The following is an 18,548-nucleotide window of genomic DNA, read 5'->3' on the forward strand; positions in this document are numbered from 1 at the left end:
GGGGTGTTATTTATGTGGGGCGTCTGGCGTATCTTGGTAGCCATAATAGCCACCTCTTTCCTTTCGTGTAGGGCTATAGGAATTATTTGTTCCTTAGTAGCCTTACCCCTGATTATTCTGTTCTAGCAGCGTCTAGTCAAGAATATTTTGATAAATTCAGGTTATTGAGGCAATCAAGTATCACTGGTGGTAACTTCATCGATTAGCTCCAGTATCTGTTTTGCCAGCTTCCTGTCCGCGGGTTCGAGCAGGTTGGGAGCTTCTTCTGCATAGCGTCTGATGAGCATGTAGGCAAAAACTTGCTCGAGATACTGCTCATCTGTTTTTTCTGGCTGAGAGAATCTTTCGACAGACCATTTCATATACTCCCGGAACTGTACCCCCTCTGCTTCTTTTCTCCGATGGTTGCTGACAATCCACGCAATAACTGCCGCTATCGAGGCGCCAATTAGAGTGAAGATTCCTGTTAGCTTACTCAAGGCTTCAATCAGTTTGGAGCCGCTGAAGTCTTCGCCTATCCAGGTTCCTGGGTCTAGAAGAGCGCTACTGAAAACAGCTAGTCTCTCCGGGGCAAATAAGGCCATTATCAGGAGGGTGCATACGGCAAGAACTAGCGCACCGGCTAATAGTGATAACAGAAGAAATATCGCTGTTTCAATTGTCCTACGCATCAGATGTCTTCCACTTCTGAACTTTCGGGGGTAATGCGTAACCCGTTGGGAGTCCAAGTGACGGTGGAGCCGGGCGGAAGTAGGTTAGGGATGCTTGCGGAGGGCTGAGTGGCGTCGTCCTGATGGAACCATTCGAGAGGGACACCGGTAGTCTCAGCGAGCGCTTCCAGTGCTTTGGGGCGAGGGTTGAGCGCTCCCTTTTCCCATCGCTGAATGGTTCCAGCTGCTACTCCAAGAATTTCTGCGAGTGCACCTTGAGTTAGCCCCGCATGTTCGCGGGCTTTGCGTAGGCGATCTTGAAAGGTCCAGGTGGGGGTGCTCATAGCCATAATTCTAGCCTTTCGTTTGTTTTCGAGCTATTCTCAACCCATATAAGCCTGTTTTCAATCGTTATAGTGTATGCTTGCAGTTAGAAACGTTTGTTTTATGACGTTTCTCGGGAAGTCATTCTTACCTTACGGTTCTTGAATCCCGACTCCCGGCTCTGCAACCCGAGGGTGAACACAAGCAACCGGCCGGATAGCCCGATGGAGCTGGGCAACTGAGATAGAGCCATTACCGGCATTGGCCCACAAAGGAATCAAACACAGGATAGCTACCAGTGTTTGATGCATACGACCAGACTGCCCTGAACCTCGCACGCCGAGGAGACAGGGGGTCTATTTCTCGTATCAAGAAGAGGCCATCTTGCGTCAAAACCTCGGGACTCTTTGGGGGATGGGAATCAAGAAGCTTCCCGCGCAGCGCACGACCAGCCGATTGGGGCGAAGCCCCCGTAGGGCCGGGCAGCACAAATCCCGCTTTAAAATGTCAGCCCCTTCAGCAATCCTTTAACCACCGAACACATGTTCTAACCAACCAGGAGGCACCATGGCAACCAGACGCTCTAACGGCGAAGGCTCCGCACCCTACAAACGACCGGACGGCCGCTGGCAGATCAAAATCCGAACCACCCAAACCACCACCGGTGAACCCCACCGCAAAACGATCTACGGAAAAACCAGAGCCGAAGCGGTCGCAAAAGCAAAAGAATACATCCGCACCCTAGATTCAGGCGTCAAAGCAGACACCACCCGAACTACCCTGCACGAATGGTCAGAACACTGGCTAAAAACCATCGCAGCCAAACGAGTGCGAGAACAAACCCTCAAAAGCTACCGCGGCTACATGGAAAGGTGGGCATACCCAACCAACACAGCGAACATGCCCCTCACCAAAATCAAGCCCCTGCACATCGAAGCCATCTACCAGCGCATGCGCGAGCACGACCTCTCAGAAAACACCGTCAACCACATGCACAAAGTCCTCTCCATCTGCTTTAAAGCAGCGGTGGACCGGGATCTGCTGGCCAAATCACCCATGGACAGAGTTCCCCTTCCCCAATTCGACGTCTATGAGCCAAAAATCGCCACTCCAGCCCAGGCTCAAACCATGGTCAAGGAACTATGCAACGACGAAGAAAACGGCCTAGCCTTCACCGTCGCCTTAGCTCTGGGCCCACGCCAAGGCGAGCGCCTAGCCCTTTGCTGGGATGACATCGATCTAGTCAACGGCAAGCTGCGCATCCGCCATGGCATCATATTGCGACCATGGAAGCATGGCTGCGTTCCCGAAGGTGAGAGTCCTCGGTGCGGCCGTAAGCAGGGCTCATATTGCCCCCAGCGATGGGGAGGTGGTTTCGTGATGGGCCCACCGAAGAACCGGGCAGGTGTTCGCGAGAACATTTTGCCTGAGCCCCTCATTCAGATGTTCAAAGAGCATAAGGTTAGGCAGCGTAGGCGTCAGCTTGAGGCAGGGCACGAATGGGTCGGCGCTGTTGACGCTGAGGGTAAGAGCTGGGATTTAGTCTTTACCGACCGGTGTGGCAGGCTGATACGCCCGAACGATGATTGGAGGGCATGGCGGGCTTTCACCTCAAAGCATGGGCTTGAGGGTATGCGTGTGCATGATGCTAGGCATACTGCTGCGACTCTACTGCTAGCCATGGGCGTAGCGCCTCAAGTCACCATGGATATTCTTGGTTGGTCATCTCCTGAGATGCTCAGGCGATACCAGCATGTGCTCGACGATATGCGGACTGATGCAGCTGAGAAGGTCTCAACAGCCCTTTTTGGATAAAGGGGTTCGAAATGGGGTTCAGATGTTGCTTGTGTAAAGTGATTTGACTGGTCAGAGCGCTATTCACCCTGCCATATATGAGGACTGGGACTTTTAGTTTATATTTGAAAATAATATATGAATTAGAGAAGCTATTTCAATAAATAATTAACGATTTATTGAAATGGCTTTTCTGGTAAAAACTTTCATAGGAGATGCTTTGGTTTCAAGAAATATTCCTGTCGCTGTAAAAAAAGAGCTTAGAAAAGAAGTTGAATTTGGTTGTCCAATAAATGGTTGTGGAGTCCCATATTTAGAATATCATCACTTTGATCCTCCTTGGCATGTTGAAAATCATCATAGGCCTGAGGGGATGATTGCTTTGTGTGCAACGCATCATGCAAAGGCAGATGCGTTTACTGTTGAGCAAATGCGTGAATTTAAAAACAATGCTCAAAATGAAATTGTCAAAGGCAGATTTGAGTGGCTTAGAGATGAGGTTCTAGCTCGTATTGGTGGAAACTATTTTTTCAAGAATCAGGTTGAGCTGCGAATCTGCGATGTGGATGTTGTATGGTTTGAAAGAGATGATGCTGGAAACCTCTGTTTAAACATTAACTTTATCGAGGTTCGCGGTCAGAAATTATGGGTGCACCCGATTATGCGGAATAATGATTGGATATTTAATACTAATGTCTTAGACATAGATTGCAAAGCCTCTGGGAAAGAGCTTGGAGTTAAATTTTATGATGGGTCAATGGTTTCAATTGCTTTCAAAGAGATTAAGACACCTGGGGAGGCTATTGACTTTGATGAAAATATGTATGGTTTGCTTGATAATTTAAAAGAGGTTGTGGATGGGGTCGGAGATGAAACACTTCCTTTGCTAGTGGCTGATATTAAATTTAAATTCCCAAAACTTGATTTAGATTTTACAAAAAATATCACAAGTTCGAATAGTGGGTTTATGATGCAAGGATGTTTGATGATTGGCAATTACTACGGGGTTCAGATTGGGTGAAAGACAATTTTGTGGCTCGATAGATTTTATTTTGCTTTGTGTCGTCAATAGTCAAAACTTTCCACACCGTTTTCTCGGGGTAGGCGCGGCGGACGTCCGCCAGGGCCTTCATGCGGGCGCGGCTGGGGCCGTCCCACAGAATCCACTTCACAAATTCAAGGTCGAACTTCTCGGGGCAGCCCTCGGTCATATCAGGCCGGTTGGTCCCGCGGTAGGTGAGCCAGCGGCGTCCTGCCCTCCACAGACGCACCAGGCGGGGCGCTAACAGCACATAGATGCGGTCAGCCTCAGCCAGTCGCCGTTCAAAATGCACATCGGAATAGCCGCCCTCAATCACCCAGGCTTCATTCTCATCCAGAAACTGGCCCACCAGAGCGCGTTCGTCCGCTAGGTCCCGCTCGACCCACCCCGGCAACCAGTGAACGGTATCAAGGTGCAGCAGCGGTACCCCGTACCCGGCAGCTAACCGTCGCGCCCAGGTGGACTTACCGGCTCCACTCAAACCCAGAACACGAATCTTCATACCTCCAGCATAAACACCGGCACCCCGCATTTATTCTGAAAAAGCCGCAACTAGTTGCGGGTAAAACAGAATAAATGCGGGGTGAAACCCGCGCACCCCACCAACCTGCCCCGAAAGGCAAAGCAGCCGCCGGCGTCCGCGCCCCGGCCAAAGCGAGTACCCTAGATACTGACCCCATCGAGCAGAAAGTGAGCTATGCCCGCGCCTATCACCAGCTATCAGCAGGCTGAGAAGATTCTGGCAGCCCAGCTGTCCATTGACCTGTGCCTTCCGGAGCAGGCCATTGACATCGCCCAGCAGCACGGCTCAACCCACCTTTCAGCCCGTCGAATTCCCCTCGATGAGATGCACCCGGCCCGCCGCCGCTACCGCGACCACTGGGAGCTGCGGCTGATTAACTATCGGGGGCTCACGGTCATCTGTGCCCAGCACCCGCGCGTGCGCGAGGCCGCCGATAACCTGCTGGCCGGGGATAACGGCAACTGGGTGGGGGACTACTCTGAGCTGCGCAAACTCAACGACTACCTGACCCCCTACGCCCTGCAAATGAGCGGCACCTCCCTCTTTTTCACCCCCGGCAGGGATTTCTTTACCCCTGGTGCGGACGCCCGCCCCAGCTTGCTGCCCGAGGGCTATACGGTGCGGTGGTTAGAATCAACCGAACTAGAGCAGTATCGCGGCAACCCAGATTTTGAGAACGCACTGGGGTTCAAGGAGCTCCGCCCCGATGTGCAGGTGCTGGGTGCCTACGTCGAGGGGGAGCTGGTAGCTTTGGCGGGAGCTAGCGAAGACTCCGATTGGTGCCGTCAGATTGGCATTGACGTACTGGCCGGTCACAGGGGCAGGGGGCTTGCCTCCTACCTGGTTAGGGAGCTGTCGCAGGCTATTCTTGCCGAGGGCTTCGTGCCCTTTTATGGAACCAGCCCCTCGCACATCATCAGTCAGCAGGCGGCTCTGAATGCGGGCCTGCGCCCGGCCTGGTGGGAGTTCGTTTCTACCAGCTTGAACGAAATTTCGGTGGATTAATGCTGCACCTTGACCGCCTTGACCCAGAAGACAGCGGCACAATGGCTCAGATGGTTGATTCAGCTATGGCAACCGTCCGCGCCGTCGGCAGGGGAGAGGCCCCCAGTACCTTACGGCTTTATCGCCCCAAACCAACGGTGGCTTTTGGGCGCAGGGACGAGCTCAACCCCCGCTTTGCCCAGGCCCGATCAGCTGCTATGAATCACGGTTTTGAGCCCCTGGTTCGCACCGTGGGTGGGCACGCTGCCGCCTACCACTCGGGCTGCCTGGTGGTGGACCACTTTCAAAAAGCTTCGGACGCGGTCAGCGGCAATCATGAACGTTACGGTATTTTCGGGGATATGTTCGCAGAGGCCCTCAAAGGCCTGGGTATCCCAGCCGGGGTAGGGGAGCTGCCCGGGGAGTACTGCCCGGGCGAGTATTCGGTGTGGGGGCAGCTACCCGGTGGGCAGCGCGTCAAACTCATTGGTACTGCCCAGCGGGTAGTTGCCGGTGCTTGGTGGTTTTCTTCTGGCATCGTGGTGACGGGTGCGGATAGCTTGCGCCAGGTGACAGCAGATGTCTACCGGGGCCTTGACCTGCCCCTTGACCCCGCGACAGTGGGTGCTGCCTCCGACATAGAGCCCCTCATCACCGTCGATGATATTGAAGATGCCGTCATCGAAGCCTACGAAAGCGAGGGGTTCTAGTGTGCGGACGCTACGCCCTTGAACTGGCCCAGGACCACCCCCAATACATGGCAGGGGTTGAGATCACCGACCCCATCACCAACTACAATGTCGCCCCCACCAGCACAGTTCCCATTCTGGTGGACCGGCTCGTGAGCCCTGCCGAGCAGGTCACAGGTGCGGACGCGTCCGCGCGGGCAGGTGCGTCCGCCCACCCGACCGGTGGGCAGGGAAGCGCCCCGGTCTTCACCCGAGAACTGCATTCGGCCCGCTGGGGGTTGCTGCCGGGCTGGGCTAAGGACCCCGCCTTCTCATCGCGTGCCTTCAACGCCCGGAGCGAGACGGTTTTTGAAAAGCCGACCTTCCGGGAGGCAGCTGTTTCGGGGCACTGCGCCGTACCCGTGAGCGGTTACTACGAGTGGAAAACTGAAACCACCGCAGCGGGTAAGCAGGTGAAGACCCCCTACTTTGTGCATCGCACCGACGGGCGACCTATCTACTTCGCCGGTCTGTATGAGTGGTGGAAAATCCCCGCAGAATTCGCAGAACCAGGTGGGGTATTTGCGGGTAAGGAAGGGGAGTGGCTGCTCTCTTGCTCCATCGTGACCATGGATTCACCCGGCAACGGTGAATTCGACCCCGGAATTATGGCTGACCTGGGCGGTGCTCCCGCCTATGCAAACGAGATTGAGCGGCAACTAGGTCAGCTGCACAATCGTCTGCCGATACCCCTTCACGTGGCAGTTGATACCGACATTAACGAACGTGATAGCCTGACGGCCTGGTTGCGGTCAGGCCGTCCAGCTGGTGCCCCCAAGCCCACTGCCGAGCAGAAAAGGGCTTACCGTGCCCAAGCGCAGGCGTCCTTACAGCTCATTCGCGAGCAGGCTTTCGCCGAGACTGCAGGCTGGGCCCTACGTGAGGTCAGTAAAGACGTCGGCAACGTACGCAACAACGCCCCCTACCTGCTGGAGCCGGTCGAAGATTTGCTGAGTGGTCTATAGAAAGCTTGATGCGGGAGATAGGTGATGCAGGCTCGGGGCTGGCGTGAATCGCTAGTGAGCGAAGCGAACCGGCGAGAGGGTCGGCAGCGAGCGTGAGCCTGCATCATCTTAAGCTTTTACAATCAAACAGCTGAGCCCCACCCCCGCTGCTGGTGAGGGGGAAGGCTCAACTGTTTTCTAGTGTACCGCTTGTCTAGAGAATGTCGTCGTCTTCGGGGAACCAGCGGTTGAAGTCAAGGGTTAGATAGAGGGCGAGGGCGGCAGCGTTGTTCTCGCTGATGCGCACTGATACCTGCTCGTAGCCGTCCTCAAACATCTGGTCGATGCTGCGTCGAATCAGCTGTTCAGCGAGGCCCTCGCGGCGGCGGGAGGCTGCGGTGAAGAGTTCGTAGATGGTGGGGATGCCCTTGGGCTCGGTGACCACGCGGTGCTTCAGGCACAGGGATGCTGCGATGATGCGGTCGTGCTCATCAACCACCACGGGGGAGGCCTCAGGGTAGAACTCGCCGTGCTCTCCCTTGAGGATGCGTTCCATCTCGGCGGTAGCATCTGCCTGTGAGGCGAAGCGCTCACCGTCGTAGGAGGCAAAGTAGAGCCGGGCCAGCGCCTCGGCGTCGTCCAGCTGGGCAGGGCGGGAGTTGACGGTAACAGGCTTTCGTGCCTTTGAAGTCTGTGAAATCAGAGTAATCAAGCCGCTCATGGTTGGCCTCCTTGGTTGTCGGGAATTGAATTACACTGTGATGTATAGAATACTCTGTTGGCTGATGAATGCCTACGGTTTTACCGATTATTCACCTTGTCAACGGAATATTGCGTCATAGAAAGTCTAGTTGACCAGCCCAGCGGGGTGAAACTAGATGGCTTAACAGAAAGGACGACCGGGGTGAAGTTTGCGCAGGTCAGGCGAGCTGGTAAGGCTCGTGCGGTGGTTGAAAGTGGCGGACGCTGGTACGAGCTGAATAGGCCCTTGCACAAGTTCGTGGGGTCCAGCGATTTAGGGTCGGTCAGCCCCGCTGAACTGGGCGCCAAGCCGGTGGAGGTGAGCCCAGAGGAGTTCATAGCCCCGCTGAACAAGGTCCAGCGAGTGCTGTGCGTGGGCCTGAACTTTACGGACCACGCAGCAGAAGTCGGCGCCGAGCTACCCACCTATCCCACCATCTTTACCAAGTTCGGTAACGCCCTGATCGGGCCCGGTGAAGCTATCGAGCTGCCCGCTGAAAGCAGCAAAATTGACTGGGAAGTCGAGCTCTGCGCGGTGGTAGGACGCCGCGGCCGCCACATTGCTGAAGAACAGGTGGACGACTACCTACTGGGCTACACCGTGCTCAACGACGTATCGGTGCGCGACTGGCAGGGGCGCACATCCGAATGGTTCCAGGGCAAAAACTGGGACCGCTCGACGCCGTTTGGCCCGGTCATCGTCAGCCCCGATGAACTCAATATCGAAGGCGGTCTAGCCATGACCTGCACCGTCGACGGCGAAGTTCGCCAGCAGGGCACCACCGCCAACATGGTCTTCACCCCGGCCCAAGTGGTCAGCTACATCTCTACCTTTATGACGCTGGAACCCGGCGACCTCATCGCCCTGGGAACTCCCGCCGGGGTTGGGCTTTCGCTACGCCCCCGCAAGTGGCTGAGCGACGGCCAGACTGTGGTGACCTCAATCGAGGGTATCGGAACGCTGACCAACAGATGCGAGCAGGTGTGAGTGTGGCGAAACGGGAGTGGTGATTACCCTCCGCGTCCCGACCATATGCTTGGTTTCGCGCAGGCATGCGTTTGCCGACTAACCTTCTCGCAGGCTCGCAGAGCTCGCACGCGATTCATGCTAGCCCCAGCCAGTCGGCTCCACGCATGCCTGCGCGCCACCCACCAGCGTCCTTGCGTGGCTTAACCCTCACCCGCCGCGCGGGCAGTAGGCGGTGACCTTAGGGTATTCTGTACCTTGTGTCAAAACGTTCTTTGTGGTCAGCAGATAGCACCAGCATGGTGATTCACGGCGATAATCTTGCCGTGCTCAAAAACCTGCCCGCAGAGAGTTTCCAGCTCATTTATATTGACCCGCCGTTCAATACGGGCAAGGTGCAGAAGCGTCAGAGCATCAAGACGGTACGTACCGAGGGCGGTAGCCGGGTCGGTTACAAGGGCCACACCTACGAGACTATCAAGGGCGATATCTACGGGTATTCGGACTCTTTTGAGAATTACTGGGAGTTCCTAGAACCCCGTCTCATGCAGGCCTGGCGTCTGCTCAAGCCCACCGGCACCCTCTACCTGCACCTGGACTACCGCGAGGTCCACTACGCCAAGGTCGTGCTCGATGCCCTCTTTGGCCGCGAGTCCTTCTTGAATGAGATTATTTGGGCTTATGACTACGGGGCTAAGTCCAAGAAGAAGTGGCCTGCTAAGCACGATAACATCCTGGTCTACGTGAAAGACCCCGAGAACTATTACTTCAATTCTGAGGCGGTTGACCGCGAGCCCTACATGGCGCCCGGCCTTGTCACCCCCGAGAAAGCTGAGATAGGTAAGCTGCCGACGGACGTCTGGTGGCACACCATCGTTTCGCCTAGTGGTAGGGAGAAAACTGGCTATGCCACCCAGAAGCCCCTGGGTATTCTGCGCCGCATTGTGCAGGCTTCTAGCGCACCCGGTGACTGGGTGCTGGACTTCTTCGGCGGTTCCGGCACCACCGGCCACGCCTGCGCCCAGCTTGACCGCAACTTCCTGATGATTGACCAAAACCCCGAGGCTATCAAGGTCATGCGCAAGCGCCTAAAGGCCGTGGACGGGCTCGAAGTGACCTTCAAGAAGTCCCGCGCGAAGGCTTCATTGGCGGGGGCAAAGGTCACGCCAAAGACGGCTTCAATCAAGAAGAACAAATAGGTCTAGACAATCAATGTGCGGGTGACAAGGCAAAGGAGCTTACATGTCCACGCAAGATTTTCCGCCGATTCAACCCAATCGCACCTGGTTCCTTGTGGCCCTGGGGCTGGTAGTAGCTGAGGTGATATACCTGGCTCTGCTTTACCCGTCGCTGCCGCAGCAGATCCCGGTGCATTACAACCTGTGGGGCCGGGCGGACGGCTGGGCAGACAAGAGTGTCTGGTCGGTGTTCGGGCTGACAGGTATATTGCTTCCTCTTCTTGCCCTTATTTGGTGGAGTGGGGCAGCTATGGGGCGCATGGCAAGCAAGGACGCTTCAGCCCAGTCCCACGACGCGTTTTCACCTCACGCGGGTAAGCAGGGGCAGCGTCAGTTGGCCGCTGCGCAGGCCCTGGGCCTGGACGCCCGAGTTTACTCTGCCCGCCGTCTCTACGCTCAGACGCAGGCTGTGGTGCCCTCCTTTTCTGGTCTGGCCCTTGCCCTGGTGCTAGACGTCAAAGCCATTAACCTGGCCATGACCGGGGTGCTGGGGGAGGCGTCCGTCCTTATCGCCCCTGTGCTGGTGGTGGGCTACTGCCTCTTGCTGACCGCTCGCTCCTACCTCGCTGGTAAAAACTTCGATACCCGCGCCCTAGCAAAGGGTGCATAGTAGCCTAACCAGCGGTAAAATAGGGTTTGTTCTGCGCCCTCGTACCGTGCAGATGTAAAGACAGCCCACCCGTTGTAGGGGTGGGCACAAACCTAGGAGACAGATTTGTCCGCTCTTTCCATTACCGTCGCAGGTGCCGCCCAGCAGGTTGAGGCCGGCGCCACCGCAGCCGACCTGTTCGCTGAGGACCGTGAAATCGTCGTTGCCCGTATCAACGGCAAGCTGGTTGACCTCTCTACCGAACTGACCGATGGCGATACCGTTGAGCCCGTTTCTATCCACGAGGAAGACGGCCTGAACGTGCTGCGCCACTCAGCTGCCCACGTGATGGCCCAGGCTGTGCAGGAATACCGCAAGGACGCCAAGCTCGGCATCGGCCCCTACATCACCGACGGTTTCTACTTCGACTTCGATGTCGAGGAGCCCTTCACCCCCGAGGATCTCAAGAAGATTGAGAAGAACATGGTGAAGATTATCAAGAGCGGGCAGACCTTCCGCCGCCGCGTCGTCACCCAGGCTGAGGCCGAGGCCGAGATGGCGAACGAGCCCTACAAGCTGGAACTGCTGGCGCTCTCCCAGGGCCCCGGTTCCGGTGCGGACGCTGCCGACGGCGCCTCCGTTGAGGTGGGCGAAGGCGAAATCACCATCTACGACAACGTGAACAAGAAGGGCGAGACCGTCTGGAAGGACCTCTGCCGCGGCCCTCACCTGCCCGACACCAAGCTGATCGCTAACGGCTACGCGCTGATGCGTTCCGGTGGCGCCTACTGGCGAGGTTCTGAGAAGAACCCCATGCTGCAGCGCATTTACGGCACCGCCTGGCCTTCTAAGGAAGAGCTGGTTGCTTACAAGGACCGCATTGCTGAGGCTGAGCGCCGCGACCACCGCCGTCTGGGTGAAGAGCTTGACCTCTTTTCCTTCCCCAAGACCGTTGGCCCCGGCCTGCCCGTGATTCACCCCAAGGGTGGCGTCATTCTGCGCGCCATGGAAGACTACGTGCGTGCCCGCCACATTGAAGAGGGCTTCGAATACGTTAAGACCCCCCATATCTCTAAGGAAGATCTCTTCTACACCTCCGGCCACCTGCCCTACTACGCGGACGGCATGTTCCCGGCTATGGAGGACGAGGGCCAGGCCTACCGCCTCAAGGCCATGAACTGCCCTATGCACAACGAGATTTTCCGTTCTCGTGGCCGCTCCTACCGTGAGCTGCCCCTGCGTCTGTTCGAGTTCGGTTCGGTCTACCGCGATGAGAAGTCCGGCGTGCTTTCTGGCCTGACCCGCGTTCGTATGATTACCCAGGACGACTCCCACTCCTACGTCACCAAGGAGCAGGCACCTGCTGAGGTTGCCCACCTGCTCAAGTTCATGCTGTCCCTGCTAGAGGACTTCGGCATGACCGACTTCTACCTGGAACTTTCAACCCGCGACACCGAGGGCGACAAGAAGGATAAGTTCATCGGTACGGACGAGCAGTGGGAAGAAGCAACCGCTGTGCTGGAAAAGGTTGCTGCTGAAACCGGTCTGGAACTGGTGGCTGACCCGGGTGGCGCTGCCTTCTACGGCCCCAAGATTTCTGTTCAGGCTAAGGACGCGATTGGCCGCACCTGGCAGATGTCTACCGTGCAGTACGACTTCAACCAGCCTGCCCGTTTCGGTCTGGAATACCAGGCATCTGACGGCACCCGCCAGGAGCCGGTCATGATTCACTCAGCCAAGTTCGGTTCCTTTGAGCGATTCATGGGCGTGCTCATTGAGCACTACGCCGGTGCTTTCCCAGCCTGGCTGGCCCCGGTTCAGGTGATTGGTGTGCCTGTTGCTGAGGCTTTCAATGATTACATGGGTGAGGTTGCTGCCAAGCTCAAGGCCCGCGGCGTGCGCGTCGAGGTGGATTACGGAACCGACCGCTTCCCCAAGAAGATCCGTACCGCGTCTAAGGAGAAGGTACCCTTCATCCTGATTGCCGGTGGCGAGGACGCCGAGAACGGCGCTGTGTCCTTCCGTTTCCGTGACGGCTCCCAGGAAAACGGCGTGCCCGTGGACGAGGCCGTGGAGCGGATCGTGAAGCATATTGAAGAGCGAGTCAACGAAGAACCGATAGCCTAACATACGAAAGTTATTGTAAGAAAATACTCAAAAATGATTATCACAAAATTTGAAATAGAAAATTTCAAATTTTGTGATTTTCTATATTAAGATTGGATAAGGGAATGGTAAGTCATCAAAGAGTAAGACAGAATAGAAACTACGCAATAGAAAGGCGAGGTGTCAATTTTGCTCGCCTTTTATTGGAAGAGAACAATTTTACTGTAATTGAAGTCCCTCGAGAAAATGATTTAGGTTTTGATTTACTTGTTGATTATTGCTTTCAGTACTGTATCGAGTACAGCGATTTTAAAGACGCCGATAGTAAACTAAACAATGTAACATATTCATCACCCAGCGGAAGAATGTTTGGAGTACAGGTTAAAGCTAGTAACAGCTTTAAAGGGGATGAAGAGTGGAGAGTAACAATTGAATATAAAAATTTATATTATTGGAACGAGTCTTCGTTTCGTATAGCTATTTTTGCAGTAGGGACCACTGGTGAAATTAGATACAAAGTATTTGATAATGAGTCACTTGATAAAGTAGTAAAAGAATTAACGTATTTTCCTGGAGGGCAGGATAATCCGAATCAAAGGTCTGTTCTACCGCAAAAGACTAAACAATTTATATTTCGTAAAGATGATATTTTAGATGACCAGAATCTTGATGATCTTATTACCTGGGCGCATTATGATTCCATTAATGATAAATTTTTAGTCGAAAAAATGAAGTTTTGCATAACGCCAAACCGAGGTGCATTCGAGAGACTTCTCCCTTATATGGAGACCATGGTTACTGAACACCCTGAAGATGTAGATGATCTAATATTATTTGCGTTAAGGGAGGATATTCTTGAAATGGATATCAGCTTAGTTGCCTTGGCTTCGAGTGCAGTGATTTATAAGCAGTATAAAAAGTGTGTAAATTACGAGGGGATTAACTATGATTTACTTAAAGCAGAATATAACAAATTAAGTGAAAAAGGATTTCATGAATTAGCTAGTGCAGATAATTTTATAGAAAAAGTATTTACTTTGGAATACACTGAGTATGCATCAGAGGAATTCTGTTACAATATAGAAAATGGCGCGTATATAAAATTTAATGATGGCGACTCGTTAGATTATTCAATTATGTCATTTGTATCAAAAAATCTTAAAGCAAAATGTAACAAAAATTTTGGATATAATCTTCTAGACTTTTTTTGTGGATTCTCTCTCCCATTTTTGGACGATGAGTTTGTAGAAAAAGCTGCTATCATATTACGTAATAGTATAGATTTTGAAGATTTGGAGGATGATTTAATTTGGAGAGATAGTTATCAATTTAGGTTGATTAAAAGTATGTTGTTAATGAGGTATCTACTCTGCGTAAAACCTGTAGAATCTTATTGTTACACGGTGGATGAAGGCATTGAAAACTTGCTTTGCGATGCATTGAATAGGGGAAATTATGATTCGTTAACTAACTTCAACCACCAAGTGCCTCTATTGAAATCTGAGTAAACATACTTGTTTAATATACTAATTTGAAACATCATTCTGTGCTTTTTTGCTTGCAGTTTAAATTTATGCTATCAGGCGCTGTTATTTGGTTCTTGAAGTCAGTTGACTATCAAATATTTAACTTGGGATTTAGTAAATATTAATTATAGAATCGAGTGGCATAGCTGTTCATAATATTTTAATACTATTGTCTTTTTGTAGGTCCTGTTTGCTAAATAAATCGATAGAAAATTTCTTTTTGGTATATCGGAAAGCATCTGTAACCATCCACTGAAAGCAATGTTCTGATTATTCTACGACTCTGTTTTATGCGTGAATAAGGGGTATCTGTTTATGAAACTGATTTTCTCGGTGTCTAAAGAATCTGGCTTGAAGGTTTCTTGATTTTTATTATGCGGGGTTAGATGAATGAATAAACCATATGGTTGCCCTGTGTAAACAGTGTATTTTTTATTCCGATAGTATTTATAGTCGCGGCTGTCAGTGTTTGTGCTTGTGTGGATTCATGTGGGAAACAGTATGATGAGTTCCTTTTTGAAGAACTTAGACACAACATATCTGCCGCAAACAATATATTCATTAAGAAAGATACCAGAGAGAATCAAATGCTATTTAGTTATATGTGAACCTAAGCTCAATGCTAATCCGTTTGAAGCGAATAGGGATGCGGAAGAATTCTTGCCAGCGGTCGTAAAGGTAAATTCGCTATCACAGATGATCTTGGTAAATAGAAAAGGGCGCCCTGCACACATGAAGGGCACTCTTTTTCTTATAGCCACCTCATTCGACGGCTGTGGGAAAACCTTTCACAGCCTCCACTGTGTTGGCTTTATTAGAAATTTAGTCGGCCTGATACCACCATGAGCTCCACCGCTTCTAGGGCTTGGGGTGAGTAAATAGGGCTGACATATGTACGGTCTCCTGACCCGCCCTGATATTGGGCAATACCGATGGAAACACCCTCAGCAGTTGGGTGCCAGGTGCCGTCAACTTTGGTGAGCAGACCAGCCGCATCCATTGCAGCGTTGAACTGCTGGGCTTTCACTTTAGAGCCCTCCGGCAAAACACCGCTTTCCTTCCACATCTCAATAAGCTCAGTAGCAATCAGATAACCAGGCTCATGCCGGTCAACCGTTTTTGGTTCTGGTGCCATAGGAGGTGCAGGCGTTGGCTGCGGAACGCTCATTGGGGGTTCATCCTGCCGGGCCCACGGTGCTTGCTGCACCGGGGTGGGCGCAGCTGCTGGTGCAGGTGCAGGGGGAGCGGGCTGCGGCGTCCACTCCTCTTCAAAGCTGGCAGGTGCTTCAAATGTCAAACCTTGTGATTCACTGTAGCCAAACCAGTGCGGGCCAATAACCGCACGCTGGCGTACTAGTCCAAAGACAGGGCCGGTGTCCTCCCAGCGCCGCTGGCCACCGAAGACAATAAACAAATCCTTGGCACGGGAAACAGCAACATTCATCAGCTCAAGAGTGCCGTCCACGAAAGAAGCCTTATCAGAATTATCACCGTAAACAGGCGAGAAGAGCACAACCTGACGCTCAGCACCCTGCAAAGTGTGGGCGGTGCCGACGGTTACCTTGTTGGCTAGATCCTCACTCTTCATCCGCAAGGTCTTCCGGACTTCCCGTGCCTGAGCCGCAAACGGGGTCACCACAGCAAACAGAGACTTATCTTTTGCAGCATCAGCATCGGGGTTGTAGACGGCACGGAAGTACTCAAAATTACCGATAATCCAGTCTGCAATAGCCTCAGCTTCCTGGCTATTGACCCGGCTAGAACCGTTTCGACGATCCTGGGAATTCTCGACTACTTGGAAAAGGAAAGCCCCCGGGGTTTTGCCCTCAAGCTTGTAGCCCTTGAGGGGGCGCGAAGGAACAAGCAAGCCGTCATAGAGCAAATCATTGCAGTACTCGATAATGTCTGTATGGCACCTAAAATGCTCAGACAGGAACAAGCCAGGATAGTTCTTGGCGCTATACACCCAATTTGAAGACTGGGCAGCTGCTAACATCAGGGACGATGAATGAGAGGAAGTCAGCCCGAATTCCTTCATGGAATCCCAGCGCCAACCCAGCTCATGCGCCTCGGCGATACCCTGATCGGTTTCTGGGTCAAGGCTCCACACCGGAGCTAGCTGCTGAACATCGCCAACGACGAGGGCACGCTTTGCAAGAGCAAAAGCGCCAGCACCCACAGAGGTATCGACCTGTCCAGCCTCATCAACAATCAACAGGTCAATACGCTCTATATCGAAGTTATCGGGCTCACCCTGCGGGGCATAGAGCTTAAAGTATCTCGGCACCTGGTAGGCGGTCATCACAAAACAGGGCGTCAAGGAGGTAACCTGCTCCCAGTACCTCACCATTAACTCGGGAGTGTTCTTGAATCGTTCCTTATCAGCAATGAGCTGCTCTTCATCAGTAGCAGCAAGTAGCCACTCAGCCTCGTAGTAGTGTACAGCTAGCCAAAACTCGACATAGCGTAGGGTGATATCAAGTGCCTGGTCAAGTTCTAGAAGGGACCTTGCATTCATCAGCCGAGCTACCTGAGCGTCACTAAGTAGCGCAAGGTAGCGAACCTGGCTGATAATCGGTTCAGCTTGCTGTCTGAACTGGTGTAAAGCAAGTTCTTCCTCAGTTACAGCTGCAGCGATTCGGTTGTCAATATTCGAAAGTGCAAGACCGATTTCATCTAGGCGACCCCGGTAAAAATCAACAAAGGCTTCGACAGTAGAAAATTCATCCGCTGGCTCTTGAGGGTCATAGGTGGCGCTGATGATTACTTCAGCTGGCAGGGGAGAGGCTGACTGAGCGCTCCATGCGTCCAGCCTGCTTTGAACGATACTTTGCTCTTGCGAAAGTCTAGCCAGATCTTCTGTGAGCTGGGCACTCGTTGAGTGGACGCGTCGGTCTGCTTCCCGACGGGCACGCAGCAGGGCACGTTTCTGCTCTTCACAGGATTTAAGGAAAGCTGCCAATCCTCGTTGTGCTTGCTCAAGACTGTTGACGGCTGGGAGCGAGAAGGCAGCGTAGTAATCGCTGATCTGCTCTAGGAAATATTGTGTACTTTCCTGTAGATAAGCCTCTGAGGAATACTCGCTGTAGACACCTTTCTTGGCAGTGTCTTCCAATAGGTAACCCTTAGAACGTGTTTCCTTTGCTTTAGCCTGGGAGGGGCAGTAGGTTGCCAGGCCACCTAGGAAATCTGAAGACGCTGCCCCGTCCTCAGCCTTCAGTAGCCAGCGATGTTCAAGCACACCCGGATCATCCTTCGTGACTGAACCGAAGGAGTCAATAATATTAGTAACAGCCTGGTTATTAGTCGACATGCCCACAATCAGAGGTGCCGGCTTGGACTCCAACGCATGAGAAACCAGCATGCTCGCAACTACAGATTGGAGCATTGTAGTTTTGCCGGTACCCGGAGGGCCGCTAACCGCCGTGATATCTCCGTAACCATCGTGCATAAAAGCGTGTACCGCTCGACGCTGGGACGCCGTCAGCGGGAACTGATCGCTCATACTTCCACAAGCACGCAGGGCAGATTCCAGAAGAGTATCAGCGTTTGTGTCAATAGCATCGGACTGAAAATTTTGTGGTTTTCCGGTCGATAAGAGACCCTCGTACAGGGGAGTGCTCCGGTCCGTCGTGTGAAGGAATTGATAGAGACTCAGGACGTGGGCGTTAGCGTTAATTACCGTACCCGGGGTGACGTAACAGTTATCAACGTCAATGACCCACCGAGGGTCAACTCCTACCTGCAAAGCGGGTTCAAACACGCCCTCATACATGCTGGTACTGTAATCGACAACGTCCGCCCAAGTCTCAATCTTTGACGCTAGCTCGCTACCCTTCGTATTGCTCCATCGCCAATAGTTAGCGAGAGTTCCTACCATAAACTCGTGGTCAATGACGCTGGGAGACTGTAGGCGAGAACTCGGAATCCACGGAGCTATCGAGGTGATATCAGCCTGGAGCTCACCCTTGTCGGTTAGCTTTGCGGCGATTAGAGCTAGACCGTTTTTAGTGTCACTCTCAGTGTCGGTAAGGGTCACCACCGAGATAATGACGTCGATTGGCTTAGCTTTCTGCGAGCCAGACTGAGTGCGTGGTTTTTTGAAACGCCCTTGGGCATCGGCATCCCAGTCAAAGAGTTCCTGGGTGTCCTCTTCAGAAAGCTTGCCTAATCTGACATCGAGGAAAGGAATGACCTTGTATTTGTTCTGTTGACCGAATGCCTGATCTACAAGGTTTGAACGCTTTTGAACGTCCCTAAAATACCCGGTCAGTTGTTGAGTTACCTGATTCATGGGAACTCCCTCTTAGCTGTGATGGTAATTACTGCCAAGTTTAGTTGAGAAGCATCCAATAGGCTCAAAGGGCAGACCAATAATTGAACACAGAACCA

General features: G+C 52.9%; 15 protein-coding genes. 10 read left to right on the plus strand and 5 right to left on the minus strand.

The genetic code is table 11. From position 1 onward, the window contains the following. Positions 1-173: 173 nt before the first annotated feature. Both ACFP6B_RS08635 and ACFP6B_RS08640 read right to left on the minus strand, forming a co-directional pair. Positions 174-671 carry a hypothetical protein gene (locus ACFP6B_RS08635; protein WP_377129255.1) on the minus strand — a complete coding sequence of 166 codons (498 nt, stop codon included), beginning with the start codon at positions 669-671 and terminating at the stop codon, positions 174-176. Next, a complete protein-coding gene (locus tag ACFP6B_RS08640; RefSeq protein WP_377129257.1) occupies positions 671-1,000 on the minus strand; it encodes a helix-turn-helix domain-containing protein in 330 nt (109 codons plus the stop codon). Before ACFP6B_RS08640 ends, ACFP6B_RS08635 begins: the two co-directional genes overlap by 1 nt. Before the next feature lie 541 nt (positions 1,001-1,541). Here ACFP6B_RS08640 and ACFP6B_RS08645 point away from each other — a divergent pair. Both ACFP6B_RS08645 and ACFP6B_RS08650 read left to right on the plus strand, forming a co-directional pair. Further along, on the plus strand, positions 1,542-2,789 hold the full coding sequence (locus ACFP6B_RS08645; RefSeq protein ID WP_377129259.1) for a tyrosine-type recombinase/integrase: 1,248 nt from the start codon (positions 1,542-1,544) through the stop codon (positions 2,787-2,789). Between the two features lie 163 nt (positions 2,790-2,952). Next, positions 2,953-3,789: a hypothetical protein gene (locus ACFP6B_RS08650; protein WP_377129261.1), complete on the plus strand. Its 837-nt coding sequence runs from the start codon at positions 2,953-2,955 to the stop codon at positions 3,787-3,789. On the opposite strand, the gene ACFP6B_RS08655 is transcribed toward ACFP6B_RS08650, so the two are convergent. Next, positions 3,734-4,312 carry a P-loop NTPase family protein gene (locus ACFP6B_RS08655; protein WP_377129263.1) on the minus strand — a complete coding sequence of 193 codons (579 nt, stop codon included), beginning with the start codon at positions 4,310-4,312 and terminating at the stop codon, positions 3,734-3,736. The two genes, ACFP6B_RS08650 and ACFP6B_RS08655, sit on opposite strands and share 56 nt — an antisense overlap. A 195-nt stretch (positions 4,313-4,507) precedes the next feature. Between ACFP6B_RS08655 and ACFP6B_RS08660 the strand changes: the two genes are divergently transcribed. The 3 genes from ACFP6B_RS08660 to ACFP6B_RS08670 are packed head-to-tail and all read left to right on the plus strand — an operon-like array spanning position 4,508 to position 7,010. After that, a complete protein-coding gene (locus ACFP6B_RS08660; RefSeq protein WP_377129265.1) occupies positions 4,508-5,338 on the plus strand; it encodes a GNAT family N-acetyltransferase in 831 nt (276 codons plus the stop codon). Beyond that, positions 5,338-6,027 carry a lipoate--protein ligase family protein gene (locus tag ACFP6B_RS08665; RefSeq protein WP_377129267.1) on the plus strand — a complete coding sequence of 230 codons (690 nt, stop codon included), beginning with the start codon at positions 5,338-5,340 and terminating at the stop codon, positions 6,025-6,027. The genes ACFP6B_RS08660 and ACFP6B_RS08665 overlap by 1 nt, the downstream gene beginning before the upstream one ends. Then, complete coding sequence (locus tag ACFP6B_RS08670) at positions 6,027-7,010, plus strand: SOS response-associated peptidase (protein ID WP_377129269.1); 984 nt, start codon at positions 6,027-6,029, stop codon at positions 7,008-7,010. The genes ACFP6B_RS08665 and ACFP6B_RS08670 overlap by 1 nt, the downstream gene beginning before the upstream one ends. A 193-nt stretch (positions 7,011-7,203) precedes the next feature. On the opposite strand, the gene ACFP6B_RS08675 is transcribed toward ACFP6B_RS08670, so the two are convergent. Continuing rightward, entirely contained in the window at positions 7,204-7,710 is a 507-nt protein-coding gene (locus ACFP6B_RS08675; protein ID WP_377129271.1) for a GNAT family N-acetyltransferase, read from the minus strand. Between the two features lie 183 nt (positions 7,711-7,893). Here ACFP6B_RS08675 and ACFP6B_RS08680 point away from each other — a divergent pair, with 183 nt between their 5' ends. The 5 genes from ACFP6B_RS08680 to ACFP6B_RS08700 all read left to right on the plus strand — a co-directional run bounded on the left by ACFP6B_RS08680 (position 7,894) and on the right by ACFP6B_RS08700 (position 14,138). Continuing rightward, positions 7,894-8,718, plus strand: a complete 825-nt coding sequence (locus ACFP6B_RS08680; protein WP_377129273.1) for a fumarylacetoacetate hydrolase family protein — start codon at positions 7,894-7,896, stop codon at positions 8,716-8,718. A gap of 278 nt (positions 8,719-8,996) precedes the next feature. Further along, positions 8,997-9,896, plus strand: a complete 900-nt coding sequence (locus tag ACFP6B_RS08685) for a DNA-methyltransferase (RefSeq protein WP_377129485.1) — start codon at positions 8,997-8,999, stop codon at positions 9,894-9,896. Positions 9,897-9,939: 43 nt separating this feature from the next. After that, the gene (locus ACFP6B_RS08690; RefSeq protein WP_377129275.1) at positions 9,940-10,545 is read left to right on the plus strand and encodes a DUF1648 domain-containing protein; all 606 of its coding nucleotides are present in this window, start codon (positions 9,940-9,942) and stop codon (positions 10,543-10,545) included. Positions 10,546-10,650: 105 nt separating this feature from the next. Further along, positions 10,651-12,651: a threonine--tRNA ligase gene (gene thrS, locus ACFP6B_RS08695; RefSeq protein ID WP_377129277.1), complete on the plus strand. Its 2,001-nt coding sequence runs from the start codon at positions 10,651-10,653 to the stop codon at positions 12,649-12,651. A gap of 104 nt (positions 12,652-12,755) precedes the next feature. Continuing rightward, positions 12,756-14,138: a DUF4365 domain-containing protein gene (locus ACFP6B_RS08700; RefSeq protein WP_377129279.1), complete on the plus strand. Its 1,383-nt coding sequence runs from the start codon at positions 12,756-12,758 to the stop codon at positions 14,136-14,138. Between the two features lie 832 nt (positions 14,139-14,970). Here ACFP6B_RS08700 and ACFP6B_RS08705 read toward each other — a convergent pair. Beyond that, positions 14,971-18,450 (minus strand): AAA domain-containing protein, encoded by a 3,480-nt coding sequence (locus ACFP6B_RS08705; protein ID WP_377129281.1) that lies wholly within the window; start codon positions 18,448-18,450, stop codon positions 14,971-14,973. Positions 18,451-18,548 lie beyond the last annotated feature (98 nt).

It is taken from the genome of Rothia nasimurium (genome assembly GCF_042660305.1).
In the GTDB taxonomy this organism is placed as follows: Bacteria; Actinomycetota; Actinomycetes; order Actinomycetales; family Micrococcaceae; genus Rothia; species Rothia nasimurium.